The organism is Stenotrophomonas maltophilia group sp. P373 (assembly GCF_053295075.1).
Genome location: NZ_CM129994.1, coordinates 2950669 through 2964485 on the forward strand (window position 1 = coordinate 2950669; position 13817 = coordinate 2964485).

Genomic DNA, 13817 nt, shown 5'->3' on the forward strand with positions numbered 1-13817 from the left:
AATGCAACACCTTTTTCCTTAATAATCCGTAACCTGCCGGTGTTTGTTCTCGTCAGCCGACAGAAATGGCCTGCAAGTCGCCCCCTTGGGGCAGCCGTTTCAGCCATTCATGCCCAACGTCGCTGCTCGCGGTGAGACTGGCGCGTCGCCCCTGTCCTTCGATCTCCAGTGCTACCACCAGGTCGGTCGGCGGCAGCGCGCCGGCGCCCCGTTCCGGCCATTCGACCAGCCACAAGACCGCGCTGCCCTCGTCCAGGCCGAGGAAATCCAGCTCACCGGCCTGGCCGATGCGATACAGGTCTAGGTGCCACGCCTCACCGCCACTGGCCAGCGGATAGCGCTCGACCAGGGTGTAGGTGGGGCTGCGGATCGCGCCCTGCACGCCCAGCGCCCGCAGCAGCGCGCGGGCCGTGGTGGACTTGCCTGCGCCCAGGTCGCCGCGCAGTTCGATCAGCGCCTGCGGCGGCCGGGTGGTCGCCAGCCACTGTCCGAGCAGTTCGGTGGCGTCGCTGTCGGCAAGGAAGAAATCGGTCATGGGAAGCGTTCCGGGTTGGCCAGTCGCCGCAACGGCGCCAGCAGATCAGTAGGAAGCAGGCCGCGTGCGCCGTCAGCGGCAGCCGCGTCGCCGGCCAGCGCATGCAGCAACGCGCCCGCCGCGCCGGCATCGAAGGCGGCCAGGCCCTGCGCGCGCAGGCCGGCGATGATGCCGGTGAGCAGGTCGCCCATGCCCCCCACGGCCATGCCGGGATTGCCGGCGGCGATCAACCGGGGCGTTTGCCCGGGCGCCGCCACGATGCTGCCGGCGCCCTTCAACACCACCACCGCGTGGAAACGCTCGGCGAGCGTCTGCGCACAGGCGTAGCGATCGGCCTGGATGTCGCTGGTGCTGCAGCCGAGCAGGCGTGCGGCCTCGCCCGGGTGCGGTGTGAGGACGGCGCCAGGCAAGGCACGCGGATCCTGCGCCAGCAGGTTCAGCGCGTCGGCATCGACCACCAGTGGTTTGGCGCTGGCCAGCACCCGCGCAAACAGTGCGCGCGCCCATTCGTCCTGGCCCAGACCGGGCCCGATCGCCACCACCTTTGCCCTGTCAAGCAATGCCGGCAGCGCCTCGCCGTCTTCCAGCGCGTGGGTCATCGCCTCGGGCAGGCGAGCCAGCAGTGGAGCGACGTGGTCGCGGCGGGTACCCAGGCTCAACAGCCCCGCCCCTGCGCGCAAGGCGGCCTCGGCTGCCATGGCGATGGCACCGCCGCTGCCATGGTTGCCGCCGACGCACAGCACGTGGCCGGATTCACCCTTGTGGGTATTTGCGCGGCGCGGCGGCAACAGGGCCGGCAACCGTGCCTGCGCCCAGTACTCCACGGCAGGCGACACGCTTTGCCATGCGGCAGCGGGCAACTGCAGGGGTGCCAGGGCCTTGTGCCCGCAATGATCCAGCGCGTCGCCGGTGTACAGCCCGCGATGGGCCACGATGAACTGCAGGGTCAGCGCCGCGCGCACTGCCGCGCCAGGTATCGCACCGCGGTCGGCATCGACGCCACTGGGCACATCCAGGGCCAGCACAGGTGCCGCCTGCGCATTGATCGCAACGATCAGCGCCTGCGCCGCACCCTCCGGCGCGCGATCGAAGCCCAGCCCGAACAGGGCATCGACCCAGAGGTCGGCCTCGGGCAGCGCGCCGTCGAACTCGGTGATGGCGCCGCCGTCGGACCTGAACTCCGATGTTGCACGCTGCGCCAGCGCGGTCGATGGCGCCCTGCCCGGCAGGGCGATCACCCTCACCTCGCGTCCGGCCTGCAACGCGTGGCGAGCCAGCACAAGGCCGTCGCCGCCATTGTTGCCCGCACCGACCACCACGCCGATGCGCTGCGCCTGCGGCCAATGCTGCAGCAGGCACTGCCAGGCGGCCTGGCCGGCCTGCGCCATCAGTCCCCAGCCAGCATCCCCCGCCAGGGTGGACGCCTGGGCATCAAGCGCACGCGCGGCAGCGGAATCGAACAGATCGGCGAGGTTGGCCATGCAGGGATTTTATACTGGTGCGCATGTCCCTCGCCCCCACCCCCGTCGATCCGGCCCAGGCCGTGCAGCGCATCCGCGAACTGGCCCGCGCGCATGGCTTCCAGCGCTGCGGCATCGCCGGTATCGAGCTGGGCGAGGATGAGGCGCACCTGGCCGACTGGCTGGGTCAGGGCCTGTACGGCACGATGGACTGGATGGCGCGCCACGGCACCCTGCGCGCACGACCGGCCGAGCTGTTGCCCGGCACTGTGCGCGTGATCTCGGTGGGCATGGACTACAGCCACAAGGATGACACCGAAGCCTGGGCGACGCTGGCCGACCCGGGCCGCGCCTATGTGGCGCGCTATGCGCTGGGCCGCGACTACCACAAGCTGATGCGCAACCGCCTGCAGAAGCTGGCCACGCAGATCAACGACGAAGTCGCGCCACTGGGCTACCGCGTGTTCGTCGATTCCGCCCCCGTCCTGGAGCGCGCACTGGCCCGCAACGCCGGGCTCGGCTGGATCGGCAAGCACACCTGCCTGATCGACCGCCATGGCGGTTCCTGGTTCTTCATCGGCGAGATCTACATCGACATCCCGCTGCCGATCGATACGCCGGCCACGGCGCACTGCGGCACCTGCACGCGCTGCATCGATGTCTGCCCGACCCAGGCCATCACCGGCCCGCAGCGGCTGGACGCGCGGCGCTGCATTTCCTACCTGACCATCGAACACGACGGCGCCATTCCCGAACAGATGCGCCCGCTGATCGGCAACCGCATCTATGGCTGCGACGACTGCCAGCTGGTCTGCCCCTGGAACAAGTTCGCCAAGCGCACCGACGAAGCCGATTTCCGCGCGCGCAACAACCTCGATACCGCGCGCCTGGACCAGCTGTTCACCTGGGACGAAGCCGAGTTCCTGCGCCGCACCGAAGGCAGCCCGATCAGGCGCAGCGGCCATGAGCGCTGGCTACGCAACATCGCCGTGGCGCTGGGCAATGCGCCGTCCTCGGCCGAAGCGCTGGCTGCCCTGCAGACCCGCATCGACGATCCCTCGCCGCTGGTGCGTGAACACGTGCAGTGGGCACTGGGCCAGCATACGGCGCGCTGACGTGCGATCCTGAGCCCCCGTTCCGCCCGCAGCACGCCGTTTCCATGCAGCCACGCAACAACGACATCCTCACCCCCAGCCAGCTCAACACCCTGGCCCGCGACCTGCTGGAAGGCAGCTTCCCGGCGATCTGGGTCGAGGCCGAACTGGGCAGCGTGGCGCGTCCTGCCTCCGGACACCTCTACTTCACCCTGAAGGACGCGCGCGCGCAGCTGCGTGCGGCGATGTTCCGGATGAAGGCGCAGTACCTGAAGTTCGTGCCGCGCGAAGGCATGCGCGTGCTGGTGCGCGGCAAGGTGACCCTGTACGACGCCCGTGGCGAGTACCAGATGGTGCTGGACCACATGGAGGAAGCCGGCGAAGGCGCGCTGCGCCGCGCCTTCGAGGAGCTGAAGGCACGGCTGGAGGCCGAAGGCCTGTTCGACCCGGCACGCAAGCGGCCGCTGCCGGCGCACGTGCGACGCCTGGCCGTGATCACCTCGCCCACCGGCGCTGCCGTGCGCGATGTGCTGAGCGTGCTCGGCCGGCGCTTCCCGCTGCTGGAAGTTGACCTGCTGCCGACCCTGGTACAGGGCAGCAGTGCCGCCGCGCAGATCACCCGGCTGCTGCAGGCCGCCGATGCCAGCGGCCGCTACGACGTGATCCTGCTGACCCGCGGTGGTGGTTCGCTGGAAGACCTGTGGGCCTTCAATGACGAAGCCCTGGCCCGTGCGATCGCCGCCAGCCGCACCCCGGTGGTGTCTGCGGTTGGCCACGAAACCGACTTCAGCCTGAGCGACTTCGCCGCCGACCTGCGTGCACCGACGCCATCGGTGGCGGCTGAGCTGCTGGTACCGGACCAGCGCGAACTGGCCCTGCGCGTGCGCCGCACGGCCGTTCGCATGCTGCAGCTGCACCGGCATGCGATGCAACAGGCGATGCAGCGCGCCGACCGCGCCCTGTTGCGCCTGAACGCGCAGAGCCCGCAAGCACGACTGGATCTGCTGCGTCGACGCCAGCTCGATCTGGGACGACGCCTGCATGCCGCGTTCAACCAGCAGCAGGAGCGCCGTGCTGCGCGGCTTCGCCATGCAGCGGCGGTCCTGCGCGGGCACCATCCACAGCGCCAGCTCGACACGATGCAGCGCCGCCTGGCCGCCCTGCGCGGACGACCGCAGGCAGCGATGCAGCGTCTGCTGGAGCGCGATGCACTGCGGCTGCGCGGGCTGGCGCGTTCACTGGAAGCAGTCAGCCCGCTGGCCACCGTAGCCCGCGGCTACAGCATCCTGACCCGCAGCGACGATGGTGCGCTGGTGCGGCGCATCGACCAGGTGCAACCTGGTGACGCCCTGCAGGCGCGCGTCGGCGACGGCGTGATCGACGTGCAGGTCAAGTAGAAGGGTGTTCGGCAGGGCTGCGCCCTGCACCCGCGGTAGTGCCGGCCGCTGGCCGGCAGCCTCAACAGCAACAGCAAAAGCTGGCATTCCGCGGGTTGGCGGGGCGATGTCGGAGTGCGGGGACGCCGCAAGTACGTCCCTGTAAGCTTGGCAGCCGCATCCATGCGGCTGACACCCCGCACTCCGACACCGCCCCACCTCTGACAGTTTTCCGCGATGGGGTAGATCCACACCATGCGTGGATGAATCTCTTTCAGATATCGAATCAATTCGGGGTCAGATCCGTTTTCCTGCGGAAAACGGATCTGACCCCAAGCGCCATTCCGGCAGGTCGCAGAAATCTGTCGAAGGCGGGGTGGGTCCGGTTGCGGGAGTGTCCGCGGCATGGATGCCGCGGCCAAGCCCCCATGGACGGGTTTACGGCGTCTCCCGCAACCGGACCCACCCCGCCATCCCACGGATAGCCAGCTTTTGCTTCGGCTGTTGCTGTTGCTGTTGCTCTGGCTTCGGCAGGTGCAGGGCTGCAAGCCCTGCCGAACACCCTCTACTTTGCCTGCTCGCAGAACTTCTGCCGGTACTCGAGCGCCTTCGGCATCAGTGCCTGCAGGTTCTGGATGCGGGTGCCCGGATTCGGGTGGGTGGAAGCGAACTCCGGCGGCGCCTGGCCGCCACTGGCCTGGCCCATGCGCTGCCACAGCGGCACCGCCTCGCGGGGATCGAAGCACGCCGCCGCAGCCAGCATCAGCCCCACTTCATCGGCCTGCGTCTCGTGGCTGCGCGCATAGGGCAGCAGATAGCCGTAGCCCATCGCCGACATCATCATCTGTTGCTGCTGCGCATCCATGCCGCTGGCGGCACCGGCCATCTGCCCGATCTGGGTCAGCTTCTGCTGCGCCATCCGCTGCGCACCATGGCGCAACAGCGCGTGGGCGATCTCATGGCCCATCACCACCGCCATCGCATCACGCGTACGCGCCACCGGCACCAGGCCGGTGTAGACCGCCATCTTGCCGCCCGGCAGGCAGAACGCATTGGCCTGCCCGGACGGGATCACATTCACTTCCCACTGGAAATCCCGCGCGAAATGCGCGGGCTGCACGCCGTGCTCCTGTGCCAGCGCGGTCTCCACCACATCCACCTTGGCGATCAGGCGCTGCGCGATGTCGCGCACATCGCGCGCGATCGGCGCATTCGGATCCATCGGCCGTTCCTGCGCGAGGATCTGCTGGTAGGCCTGCAGACCGAGCGCGGTCTCCTGGCGCGCATCCAGGCTGCTGTCGATCATCACCTTCTCGCCAGTGTAGGGATCGACGGTGCGATTGGAGAACCAGTAGAACACCGCATAGCCCGCCGCCAGCAGCAGCACCCACCAGCGGATGTTGCCGAACAGGCCGCGTCGCTGCGGACCTTGGGGCGAGCGGGAAAAGGGATCGTTGCGCATCGGTGGTCTTCCAGCAGACCCCGCCGGCTGGCGGGCACGGCGCAATCTTAGTGCGCGGACGCCAGCAGCGGGTGAAGCCCGATGCCGCTCAGATGCCGCGCACCAGGCGGAAGCCGATGCGCGCATTGGTGGTGTCCGAATCCTGCGATTGACGCCAGGCCGCACGGGTCTGCTCGGGCGCATTGGCCCAGTTGCCGCCCCGGATCACCCGCGACCGGCAGCCCGGGTTGAACCAGGCGACACCATCGGACGGCGCACGCCGGTAGCTGGCGTGCCAGCAGTCGGCCACCCATTCGCTCAGATTCCCGGCCATGTCGTGCAGGCCGAAAGCATTGGCCTGGAAACTGGCCACCGGCGCCGGTCCCCACCAGCCATCGCCATAGCCGATGAATGCGTTGTGCCAGTGCCGACCCGAAGGCGAGACGTCCTTGCTGCCGGTGAAATTGCCGCTGCCCGGCGGCGGCGTACCAGCGTCTCCCCAGGGGTAGCGGCCACTGCTCCCGGCGCGCAGCGCATATTCGAATTCGGCCTCGCTCGGCAGCCGGTAGCTGCGTCCTGTCTGCTCGGACAGCCATGCCGCGTAGTTCTCGGCATCCCGCACGCTGACATGCATCACCGGCGAGTTACCCAGTGCACGCGCGCCATCGTAATCCGAACGCCAGTCGACGCCGCTGCGGCGGATGAAATTGCCGCTGCGCTCGTCATAGACCACCGAGTGGCCGCGCCGGGTCGCACGTGGTCGTGCATTGGTCGACTTCACATAGCGCTCGAAATCGCCGACGGTAACCTCGGTGATCGCCATCGCGAAGCCGCGGTCAAAGCGCACGTAGTGGGAGGGGCGCTCGGCGTCGGTGGAGCCGGGCTCGGCATCACCCGCGCCCATCTGGAAGCCGCCATGCGGCACCACCACCATCTGCGGACCGCGCCCACCATCACGCATCGCGTCGCTGAACACCTGGCCCGGACGGAAGCTGCCGTAGTGGGTGGCCAGATCGATGCGTTCGCGCAGCTGGGCCACCACCGCATCCCCCGGCAAGGCGATGCGCAGGGCCTCGGCCAGCTTTTCGCGCGCCGGCTTCAGCCCCTGCGGCGTGGCCAGCTCGCGCAGGCCCTCATCACGCAGCTGCAGCAGCGCGGCGGCGCGGATCTGCTCGATGCGCTCGAAGGCATCGGCAATGGTCGGTGACGAGTCACGGACCTTGCTGGCTTCGGCCAGCCAGGTGCCCGCACTGGCAAAGTCGCGTACGCGCGCGGCGTCCTCGGCCCGGCGGATCAGGCCACTTTCGGCCGCCGCCAGGCCCTGCCGCGCCCGGCTGTTGTGTTCGTCCAGAGCCAGCGCTTCACGGAAGTTGCCAATCGCACCGTCACCGTCCTCGCCGATCCGCCCCGATCGCAGGTCTTCCTCGCCGGCACGGTTATAGGCCACCACGCGCTGGGCGAGCTCCACCCGGCCCTGCAGCGCGCGCACCTTCTCATCCTTCGGCGCCAGGGTCAGCAGCACCAGTGCCTGGCGACTCGCCTCGGCCAGCGCCTCGCGCTGCCGTAGTGGCCGAACCAGCAGAGCATCGGCCTGCTGCTGCAGGCGCTGGCGAGCACGCTGCAGGCCGCTGCGGGCCAGGCGATCATCCGGATCTTCCTCCTGCACCGCCAGCCACAGCGGAACCGCCGCGTCGGCGTCCTCGTACAGGTGCCCTTCGCTGAACGCCTTTTCGGCTGCGCGGCGCAGCTGGGCGACGCTGCGGCCCTGCCGGTCGACCCGTGGCGGTGTCCACCGCTGCACGTCCTCGGTGGCATCCTCACCGGCAATGGTGACGCTACCCTGCCCTGCCCCCGGTGTCGGCTCCGCCAGTGAACCTTCCTGCGGCCGCGCGTCTTCGCCAGCAGCCGGTCCCGGCTCCGGTGTTGCCGAGGGCGACGGCGTGCAACCGGCCAAGGCCACGGCCAGAGCGGTGCACAGCACGGACGACAGCGGAAAACGCAAGCAGGATCTCCTTCGGCACGGACGCGGACCGACGTTAGGCTATTCTCCCCTGCCTGAGCAAACCCGAGTAGTAGGCCCTGACCCGTGGCAACCTGGATCACCACCCCCGCCGAGCTGGATGCGTACTTCCAGCAGCGTCCGGCCCGCATCGGCCTGGACACCGAATTCATCCGTGAACGCACGTTCTGGCCGCAGTTGGCTCTGGTGCAGATGGCGGTCGGGCAGGACATCCTGCTGATCGATCCGCTGATTCCCGGCATGGCCGAGGCACTGGCGCCGTGGCTGGCCGATGAGTCGATCACCAAGGTGATGCACAGCGCCAGCGAAGACCTGGTTGCCTTCAAGTGGACCTGCGGCGTGTTGCCGCGACCGCTGTTCGACACACAGATCGGCGCCTCGCTGGCCGGCATTGGTGGCGGCATGGGCTACCAGAAGCTGGTCGCGGAAATCACCGGCGTGGCGCTGGCCAAGGGCGAAACCCGCTCGGACTGGATGCGCCGTCCGCTCTCGGAGTCGCAACTGCAATACGCCGCCGACGACGTCGAGCACCTGTTCGCGCTGCATGACGCCATTGATGCCAAGTTGCAGGCGCTGGGCCGCCAGCAGTGGCTGCACGACGACGGCGAGCGCCTGCTGGCCAGCGTCGCCAATGACGAGGACCGCTGGCCGCATCTGGCGATGCGCTCAGCGCAGTTTCTCGATGCTCCCGCGCAGCGCCGCCTGCTGCGCCTGCTGCGCTGGCGTGATGTGCAGGCACGCAGCAGCGACCGCCCGCGCAGCTGGATCCTGGACAACGAACTGGCCGCCACGCTGGCACGCACGCCACCGGCCGATGCCGCCGCGCTGGCCACGCTGTTTGAACAGTTCCCGAAGGCACCGCGCAAGCTCGCCGGCGCGGTGTGGCAGGCGCTGGACACACCGCTGGCCGATGAGGCCGAGGCACCGCTGGCATTGCCCGCCAACGACACCAACAAGCAGGCACTGAAGAGGCTGCAGGACGCCGTTGCCGAGCGCAGCCGCGAGCTGGGTCTGCCGGATGGCGTGCTGGCCTCGCGCAAACATCTGGAAAGCTACCTGGAGCGCCGCCAATGGCCGGCCGCACTGGCCGGCTGGCGCCAGCAGGAACTGGAGTCGCGGCTGCAGGCGCTGCTGCCTGCACGCTGAAGCGCCGAGCGCGGCGCGGGATTGCGTTCCGGTCACCGTCGAAGGCCATGAAAAAGGGCGACCCGGATCACTGGGCCGCCCTTTGCATTCCAGCAGTACGATGGCGGGAAGACCCGCCACCGTGGCAACGCATTACCAGTTCATGTTCAGCGAGACACCGACGGTGCGCGGTTCGTTGTATACCGCAGCCATATAGTTCTCGATCACACCCTTGAGGTTCTTCTCGTTGGTGATGTTGCGCGCGAACAGCGCCACTTCGTAGGCACCATAGTTGCCCGAGTAGCCGATCTTCAGGCCGCCTTCGAAATCACCTTTGGAGTTGAACTCCTTGCTGTCGTACAGCACGAAGCTGGTGTAGCCCTGCTTGTTCCAGTCGGTGGACACGAACATGGTGCCCGCGTCGCTGACCGGGAAGTCGTAACGGGCGGCCAGGTTGACGTTGTACTTCGGCGCGTTCGGCAGCGGGTTGCCGTCGATCTGCGCGAAGGTGTTGGCACCGACCTTGATGGTCGGGTCATTCACCGTGCACACCACCTGGCCGTTGAGGCCGCAGACCTGCGCGTAGACGCGCTTGTCCTTGATCTCGCTGTGCAGCAGGCTCAGGCCGGCGCTCAGGGTCAGGTTCGGGATCGGGCGCAGCTCCATGTCCGCTTCGAAACCATAGGCCTTGGCCTTGTCGGCGTTGAACAGCACGCCGTTGCCGTCCGAATCGTTGCCGTTGAGCTGGATGTCGTTGACGGTGTAGGTGAACGCGGTGGCGTTCAAGCGCAGGCGGTTGTCCCACAGGCTGCTCTTCACGCCCGCTTCCCAGGACAGGATGGTCTCGGAATCGGCGGTGGTGAAGTCGGCATTGAACACGGCCGAGCGGCCCTGGATGGTCGGGCCGCGGAAGCCGCGGGCGACCTTGGCATAGACGCTCACGTCCGGCGTGATCTGATACATCGCGCTCAGATCCCAGCTCGGGGTGGTGTCGGACATCTTGACGTCGGTGCGGCCCTTGTAGGTGACCACGCCAGCGGCAGTGTCAGCCGTCTTCAGCAGGCGGGTGTGCTTCTCGTCGCGGGTCTGGCGCAGGCCGGCCGTGACGGTGAACTTGTCGGTGAAGGCATAGCTCAGCTGGCCGAAACCGGCCCACGAGGTGTTCTTGTTGCGCAGGCGCACCCAGTTGTTCGGGTTGCGGGCCGCGCCCTGCAGGAACCAGGCGCGCTGGTAGAAGTCGGTGGTGTCGCTGCCGTTGAAGTAGAAGGCACCGGCCTGCCACTGCAGCGCGCTGTCGTCATGGCTGGCCAGGCGGAATTCCTGGGTCCACTGGTCCAGGTCACGGATGCGGCCCATCGACTGGCCGTAGCCGTTCGGCACGCCGTTCACCGGGAAATTCACCGCAGCGCCGCCGTCGGTGTCGCCACGGCTGTAGCCGGAGGTCGTCTCGTAGGCGGTGATCGAGGTGAAGTCGATCGCGCCGAAGTCGTAGCGCGCCTTCACCGAGCCGCCGTAGGTCTTGTAAGCCTGCGGGTTGTTGTCGGCTTCGTCGTAGGCGACCTGGTCGCGCGGCACGTCGGTCTTGTTCGAGCCCTTGGTCAGCGCACCGCGCAGAAACAGGGTCGAGGTGCCTTCGTAGTCACGGGCGTGGGCCGAGGCCAGGATCGAGAACTGGTCGCTCGGGGTCAGCAGCAGCTGCGCGCGCACGTTGCGGTCATCGAAGCCGCCCATCGCGTTCTTCTTCGGGCTGACCGTGCCGTCGGCACTCGGGCCCTTGTAGGTGTTGTCGACGTAGTCATCGCGGTGCTGGTACAGCGCCGACACGCGGAACGAAGCGATGTCGTTGATCGGGCCGCCGAAGCCGCCGTCGATCGACACGCTGTTGTAGGTCGCGTAGCTGGCGTTGACCCGGCCGGTGTAGTCCTGGGTCGGCTTCAGGGTGTCGAACTTGATGATGCCGGCGGTGGTGTTGCGGCCGAACAGCGAGCCCTGCGGGCCACGCAGCACTTCCACTTGGTCCACGTCATAGACCGGGTTGGACTTCAGCACCACGTGCTCCAGCACCACATCGTCCTGGATGATCGACACCGGCTGCGAGGCACCCAGGTAGAAGTCGATATTGCCGAGGCCACGGATATAGAAGCGCGGGAAGATGCGGCCGGTGGTGGTTTCCGCATACAGGCTAGGCACGCGGCCGGACAGTGCCAGCAGGGTGTCGTCGCCGCCGGCGGTGAAGTCGCGCATGCGCTCGCCCTGCACCACGCCCACCGAGACCGGCACTTCCTGCAGGTTCTGCTCGCGGTGCTCGGCGGTCACGGTGATCGTGTCCAGGCCGGTCGGGGTCGGCGCGCTGTCCTGCGCGGCGGCACCGAAGCTGCCGACCAGGGCCAGGCCGGCGCAGGCCAAGGCCAGCGGATGGCGACGGAAGGAAACGAAGGAAGACGACAGACCCGACAGGCGGCGGGAATCGGAATGGGAGGGCATGGAATGCTCTGAGGAGGCGTCCGTGCGGCCTGCGCGAGCCGGGCGGCAAAAAGGGGGAAAACTGCGCAAGCGGCCATTATCCCCCAAATTGTTACGATTTCGTTGCGCGGCACCCGAACCCGGCGAAACAAGCGGTTTCGGCACAGTCAGCCGGCAGCGCCTGGGGTCAGATCCGTTTTCCAAGGGAAAACGGATCTGACCCCGAAGCTCCTGGCAGCCGGGTCAGCGCGACATCGACCCTCGCAAGTCGCCCGCATGCGCGCTGCGAAACCAACTCTCGCCTTTACTTCTACGGCGCCACGGCTTCGCGGGACGACTGCTCATTGCTGCCGCCCCCGGCATTGCCTTGCGCAACGCCTGGTCTCTGTCGAATTCGCCCTGCTGCGCCAAGCACTGGCCCGAATCCGGCCGGTACGGCGGTGGATCCAGGCCTTGCGTCGTCCCTGCCCGGCGCTTGGCAAGCCCGGCAGGCAGCGCTACACTGCAGCCCTGCCGTGGGGCCATAGCTCAGCTGGGAGAGCGCGTCGTTCGCAATGACGAGGTCAGGAGTTCGATCCTCCTTGGCTCCACCACTATTCAGAAGAACCCGTAGATCCTGGCGATCTACGGGTTTTTTCTTGTCTGGAATCCGCCTAGCCGGGTTCCTGGCCGCCATCCTTGCGGCGCGGGCTGCGCGAATGCGCATCACGCACCTGTTGGTCGCACTGGCCCGGCCGCTGCTTCGCCACGTTGTCCTGCTTCCGGTCCTGGCGGCTTTCCTGGATGCCCTGCTTCGGGTCCTGATCCTTGTCTGGCTCGTTCATCTGATTACTCCCTCATCGGCATCAGGCCGACGTTCTGCCCCACGCTAGAGGCCGGCGGGTAATCCACAGGTCAGTCCCGCGCCAACAGCGTGTGCACGAACCCACTTGCTGCGACGGTGAACACACGCCCAGAATCCGATGCAGCACGAATTCCGCGTACACCCATGCCCCCGCCCGCCCAGCACGCGGCACACACCGTGCCGATGAACTTCAATCCAACCGACGGCAGCATCCAGCTCGGCACGCTGCCGAACCTGATCTGTCCCAGCCTCTCACTGCAGGAGGCGCGCATCGCCTTCGCCACGCTGACGCATGGCGAGCGCGATGTCGGCACCGGCTATATCTGGCTGAGCCTGCACCGGCTCAGCCTGGGCGGTGCACCCGCTGGCATCAGCCTGTGCTTCCACGGCCAATACCTCGACATTGTGACCATGAGTGTCGACCTGCCTGGTGCGACGCTGGACGACGGCTGGCCGAGCCAGGCTGCGATCAATGCCGAAGTTGCCTTCATGCGCCGCACGCTGGGTGCAGCGCTGGGTCGCACGTTGAGCGGCGGCCACGCCCGCTTCAGCTGGGGCGAGGCTTGGGCCCGGTTTGACCCGAAGGGATTCATGGCGAGCAGCGGCCTCCGCTACTCGCCTCGCACGTGACGGCGCTCAGGTTCGGGTGATCGACACGCCGCCTTCAACGCGCATTGCGGTACCGGTAACGAAGCTGCTTTCATCGCTGGCCAGGAACAACGCCGCATTGGCGATCTCCTCCGGCTTGGCCATGCGCTTGAGTGCATGCAGCGAGCGCACGAAATCACGCGCATCACCGGTCGGTGCCGCCTGCCGGCCCATCTCGGTATCGGTGCCCCCGGGCAGCAGCACGTTGCTGCGCACGCCACGCGCGCCGTATTCGGCGGCGATCACCTGGCTCAGGCCGATCAAGCCGGCCTTGCTCGACGCATAGGCCGCCATTCCCGGGAAGCCGACGGTGTGGCCGACGAAGGTGCCGACAAACACCAGTGAGCCACCGCCGCGTGCCAGCAACGCCGGCAACTGGGCGCGTGCGGCATGGAAGGCGGCATCGAGATTGGTGGCCATCACCTCGCGCCACGCATCCACCGGGAACTCTGCTGCCGGTGCACCGGGGCCGAGCATGCCGGCATTGTTGAGCGCGATGTCCAACCCACCGAATGACTGCTGGGCCAGTTCCACCAGCGCCGGTGCCGTGGCCGGATCAGCCACGTCCGCGGCATGCACCACCACCTCGCCACCGGCGGCGCGGATCTGCTCGGCCAGCGCCTGCAGCGGCTCTGGCCGCCGTGCGTTGAGCACCAGCTTTGCCCCTTCTGCAGCGAAGCGCAGCGCGCTGGCGCGGCCGATGCCGGCGCTGGCACCGGTGATGAGAGCGATCTTGTTGTTCAGCCGCATGGTCGTGGTACCGGTTGTGAAGTGGCCGCCACGATGCCGCACCTCTCGCCTGCCAACACTC

Annotated in this window: 11 protein-coding genes and 1 tRNA gene; 5 read left to right on the forward strand and 7 right to left on the reverse strand. The window is 67.8% G+C overall.

Going from position 1 to position 13817, the window contains the following annotated elements; translation table 11 throughout:
• Window positions 1-52: 52 nt before the first annotated feature.
• Window positions 53-535, reverse strand: coding sequence for a tRNA (adenosine(37)-N6)-threonylcarbamoyltransferase complex ATPase subunit type 1 TsaE (tsaE, locus tag ACSYHF_RS13755; RefSeq protein ID WP_053500618.1), 483 nt, complete (start codon window positions 533-535; stop codon window positions 53-55).
• The gene (locus ACSYHF_RS13760; protein ID WP_095378141.1) at window positions 532-2016 is read right to left on the reverse strand and encodes an NAD(P)H-hydrate dehydratase; all 1485 of its coding nucleotides are present in this window, start codon (window positions 2014-2016) and stop codon (window positions 532-534) included. The genes tsaE and ACSYHF_RS13760 overlap by 4 nt, the downstream gene beginning before the upstream one ends.
• Before the next feature lie 23 nt (window positions 2017-2039).
• Here ACSYHF_RS13760 and queG point away from each other — a divergent pair, with 23 nt between their 5' ends.
• Complete coding sequence (queG, locus tag ACSYHF_RS13765) at window positions 2040-3110, forward strand: tRNA epoxyqueuosine(34) reductase QueG (RefSeq protein ID WP_005417785.1); 1071 nt, start codon at window positions 2040-2042, stop codon at window positions 3108-3110.
• Window positions 3111-3154: 44 nt separating this feature from the next.
• Window positions 3155-4486 carry an exodeoxyribonuclease VII large subunit gene (xseA, locus tag ACSYHF_RS13770; RefSeq protein WP_053500624.1) on the forward strand — a complete coding sequence of 444 codons (1332 nt, stop codon included), beginning with the start codon at window positions 3155-3157 and terminating at the stop codon, window positions 4484-4486.
• A gap of 544 nt (window positions 4487-5030) precedes the next feature.
• On the opposite strand, the gene ACSYHF_RS13775 is transcribed toward xseA, so the two are convergent.
• Window positions 5031-5927, reverse strand: a complete 897-nt coding sequence (locus tag ACSYHF_RS13775; protein WP_134955915.1) for a M48 family metallopeptidase — start codon at window positions 5925-5927, stop codon at window positions 5031-5033.
• Window positions 5928-6015: 88 nt separating this feature from the next.
• Complete coding sequence (locus ACSYHF_RS13780; protein ID WP_005417788.1) at window positions 6016-7908, reverse strand: formylglycine-generating enzyme family protein; 1893 nt, start codon at window positions 7906-7908, stop codon at window positions 6016-6018.
• A gap of 84 nt (window positions 7909-7992) precedes the next feature.
• Between ACSYHF_RS13780 and rnd the strand changes: the two genes are divergently transcribed.
• On the forward strand, window positions 7993-9072 hold the full coding sequence (gene rnd, locus ACSYHF_RS13785; RefSeq protein ID WP_005417789.1) for a ribonuclease D: 1080 nt from the start codon (window positions 7993-7995) through the stop codon (window positions 9070-9072).
• A gap of 132 nt (window positions 9073-9204) precedes the next feature.
• On the opposite strand, the gene ACSYHF_RS13790 is transcribed toward rnd, so the two are convergent.
• On the reverse strand, window positions 9205-11535 hold the full coding sequence (locus ACSYHF_RS13790) for a TonB-dependent receptor (protein ID WP_338167758.1): 2331 nt from the start codon (window positions 11533-11535) through the stop codon (window positions 9205-9207).
• A gap of 496 nt (window positions 11536-12031) precedes the next feature.
• On the opposite strand from ACSYHF_RS13790, the gene ACSYHF_RS13795 reads away from it, so the two are divergent.
• Window positions 12032-12107, forward strand: a tRNA-Ala gene (locus ACSYHF_RS13795).
• A 60-nt stretch (window positions 12108-12167) separates the two neighbouring features.
• Here ACSYHF_RS13795 and ACSYHF_RS13800 read toward each other — a convergent pair.
• Complete coding sequence (locus ACSYHF_RS13800; RefSeq protein WP_005417792.1) at window positions 12168-12338, reverse strand: hypothetical protein; 171 nt, start codon at window positions 12336-12338, stop codon at window positions 12168-12170.
• A 164-nt stretch (window positions 12339-12502) separates the two neighbouring features.
• Between ACSYHF_RS13800 and ACSYHF_RS13805 the strand changes: the two genes are divergently transcribed.
• Complete coding sequence (locus tag ACSYHF_RS13805; protein WP_447575739.1) at window positions 12503-12988, forward strand: hypothetical protein; 486 nt, start codon at window positions 12503-12505, stop codon at window positions 12986-12988.
• Between the two features lie 6 nt (window positions 12989-12994).
• Here the strand turns inward: ACSYHF_RS13805 and ACSYHF_RS13810 are convergent, their stop codons facing one another.
• Window positions 12995-13756 carry an SDR family oxidoreductase gene (locus ACSYHF_RS13810; protein WP_032954356.1) on the reverse strand — a complete coding sequence of 254 codons (762 nt, stop codon included), beginning with the start codon at window positions 13754-13756 and terminating at the stop codon, window positions 12995-12997.
• Window positions 13757-13817: the final 61 nt, after the last annotated feature.

Bases quoted from the DNA above. Each gene is read 5' to 3' on its own strand.
- tsaE (WP_053500618.1), bottom strand. From the start codon at position 535: ATGACCGATTTCTTCCTTGCCGACAGCGACGCCACCGAACTGCTCGGA.
- ACSYHF_RS13760 (WP_095378141.1), bottom strand. From the start codon at position 2,016: ATGGCCAACCTCGCCGATCTGTTCGATTCCGCTGCCGCGCGTGCGCTT.
- queG (WP_005417785.1), top strand. From the start codon at position 2,040: ATGTCCCTCGCCCCCACCCCCGTCGATCCGGCCCAGGCCGTGCAGCGC.
- xseA (WP_053500624.1), top strand. From the start codon at position 3,155: ATGCAGCCACGCAACAACGACATCCTCACCCCCAGCCAGCTCAACACC.
- ACSYHF_RS13775 (WP_134955915.1), bottom strand. From the start codon at position 5,927: ATGCGCAACGATCCCTTTTCCCGCTCGCCCCAAGGTCCGCAGCGACGC.
- ACSYHF_RS13790 (WP_338167758.1), bottom strand. From the start codon at position 11,535: ATGCCCTCCCATTCCGATTCCCGCCGCCTGTCGGGTCTGTCGTCTTCC.
- ACSYHF_RS13800 (WP_005417792.1), bottom strand. From the start codon at position 12,338: ATGAACGAGCCAGACAAGGATCAGGACCCGAAGCAGGGCATCCAGGAA.
- ACSYHF_RS13805 (WP_447575739.1), top strand. From the start codon at position 12,503: ATGCCCCCGCCCGCCCAGCACGCGGCACACACCGTGCCGATGAACTTC.
- ACSYHF_RS13810 (WP_032954356.1), bottom strand. From the start codon at position 13,756: ATGCGGCTGAACAACAAGATCGCTCTCATCACCGGTGCCAGCGCCGGC.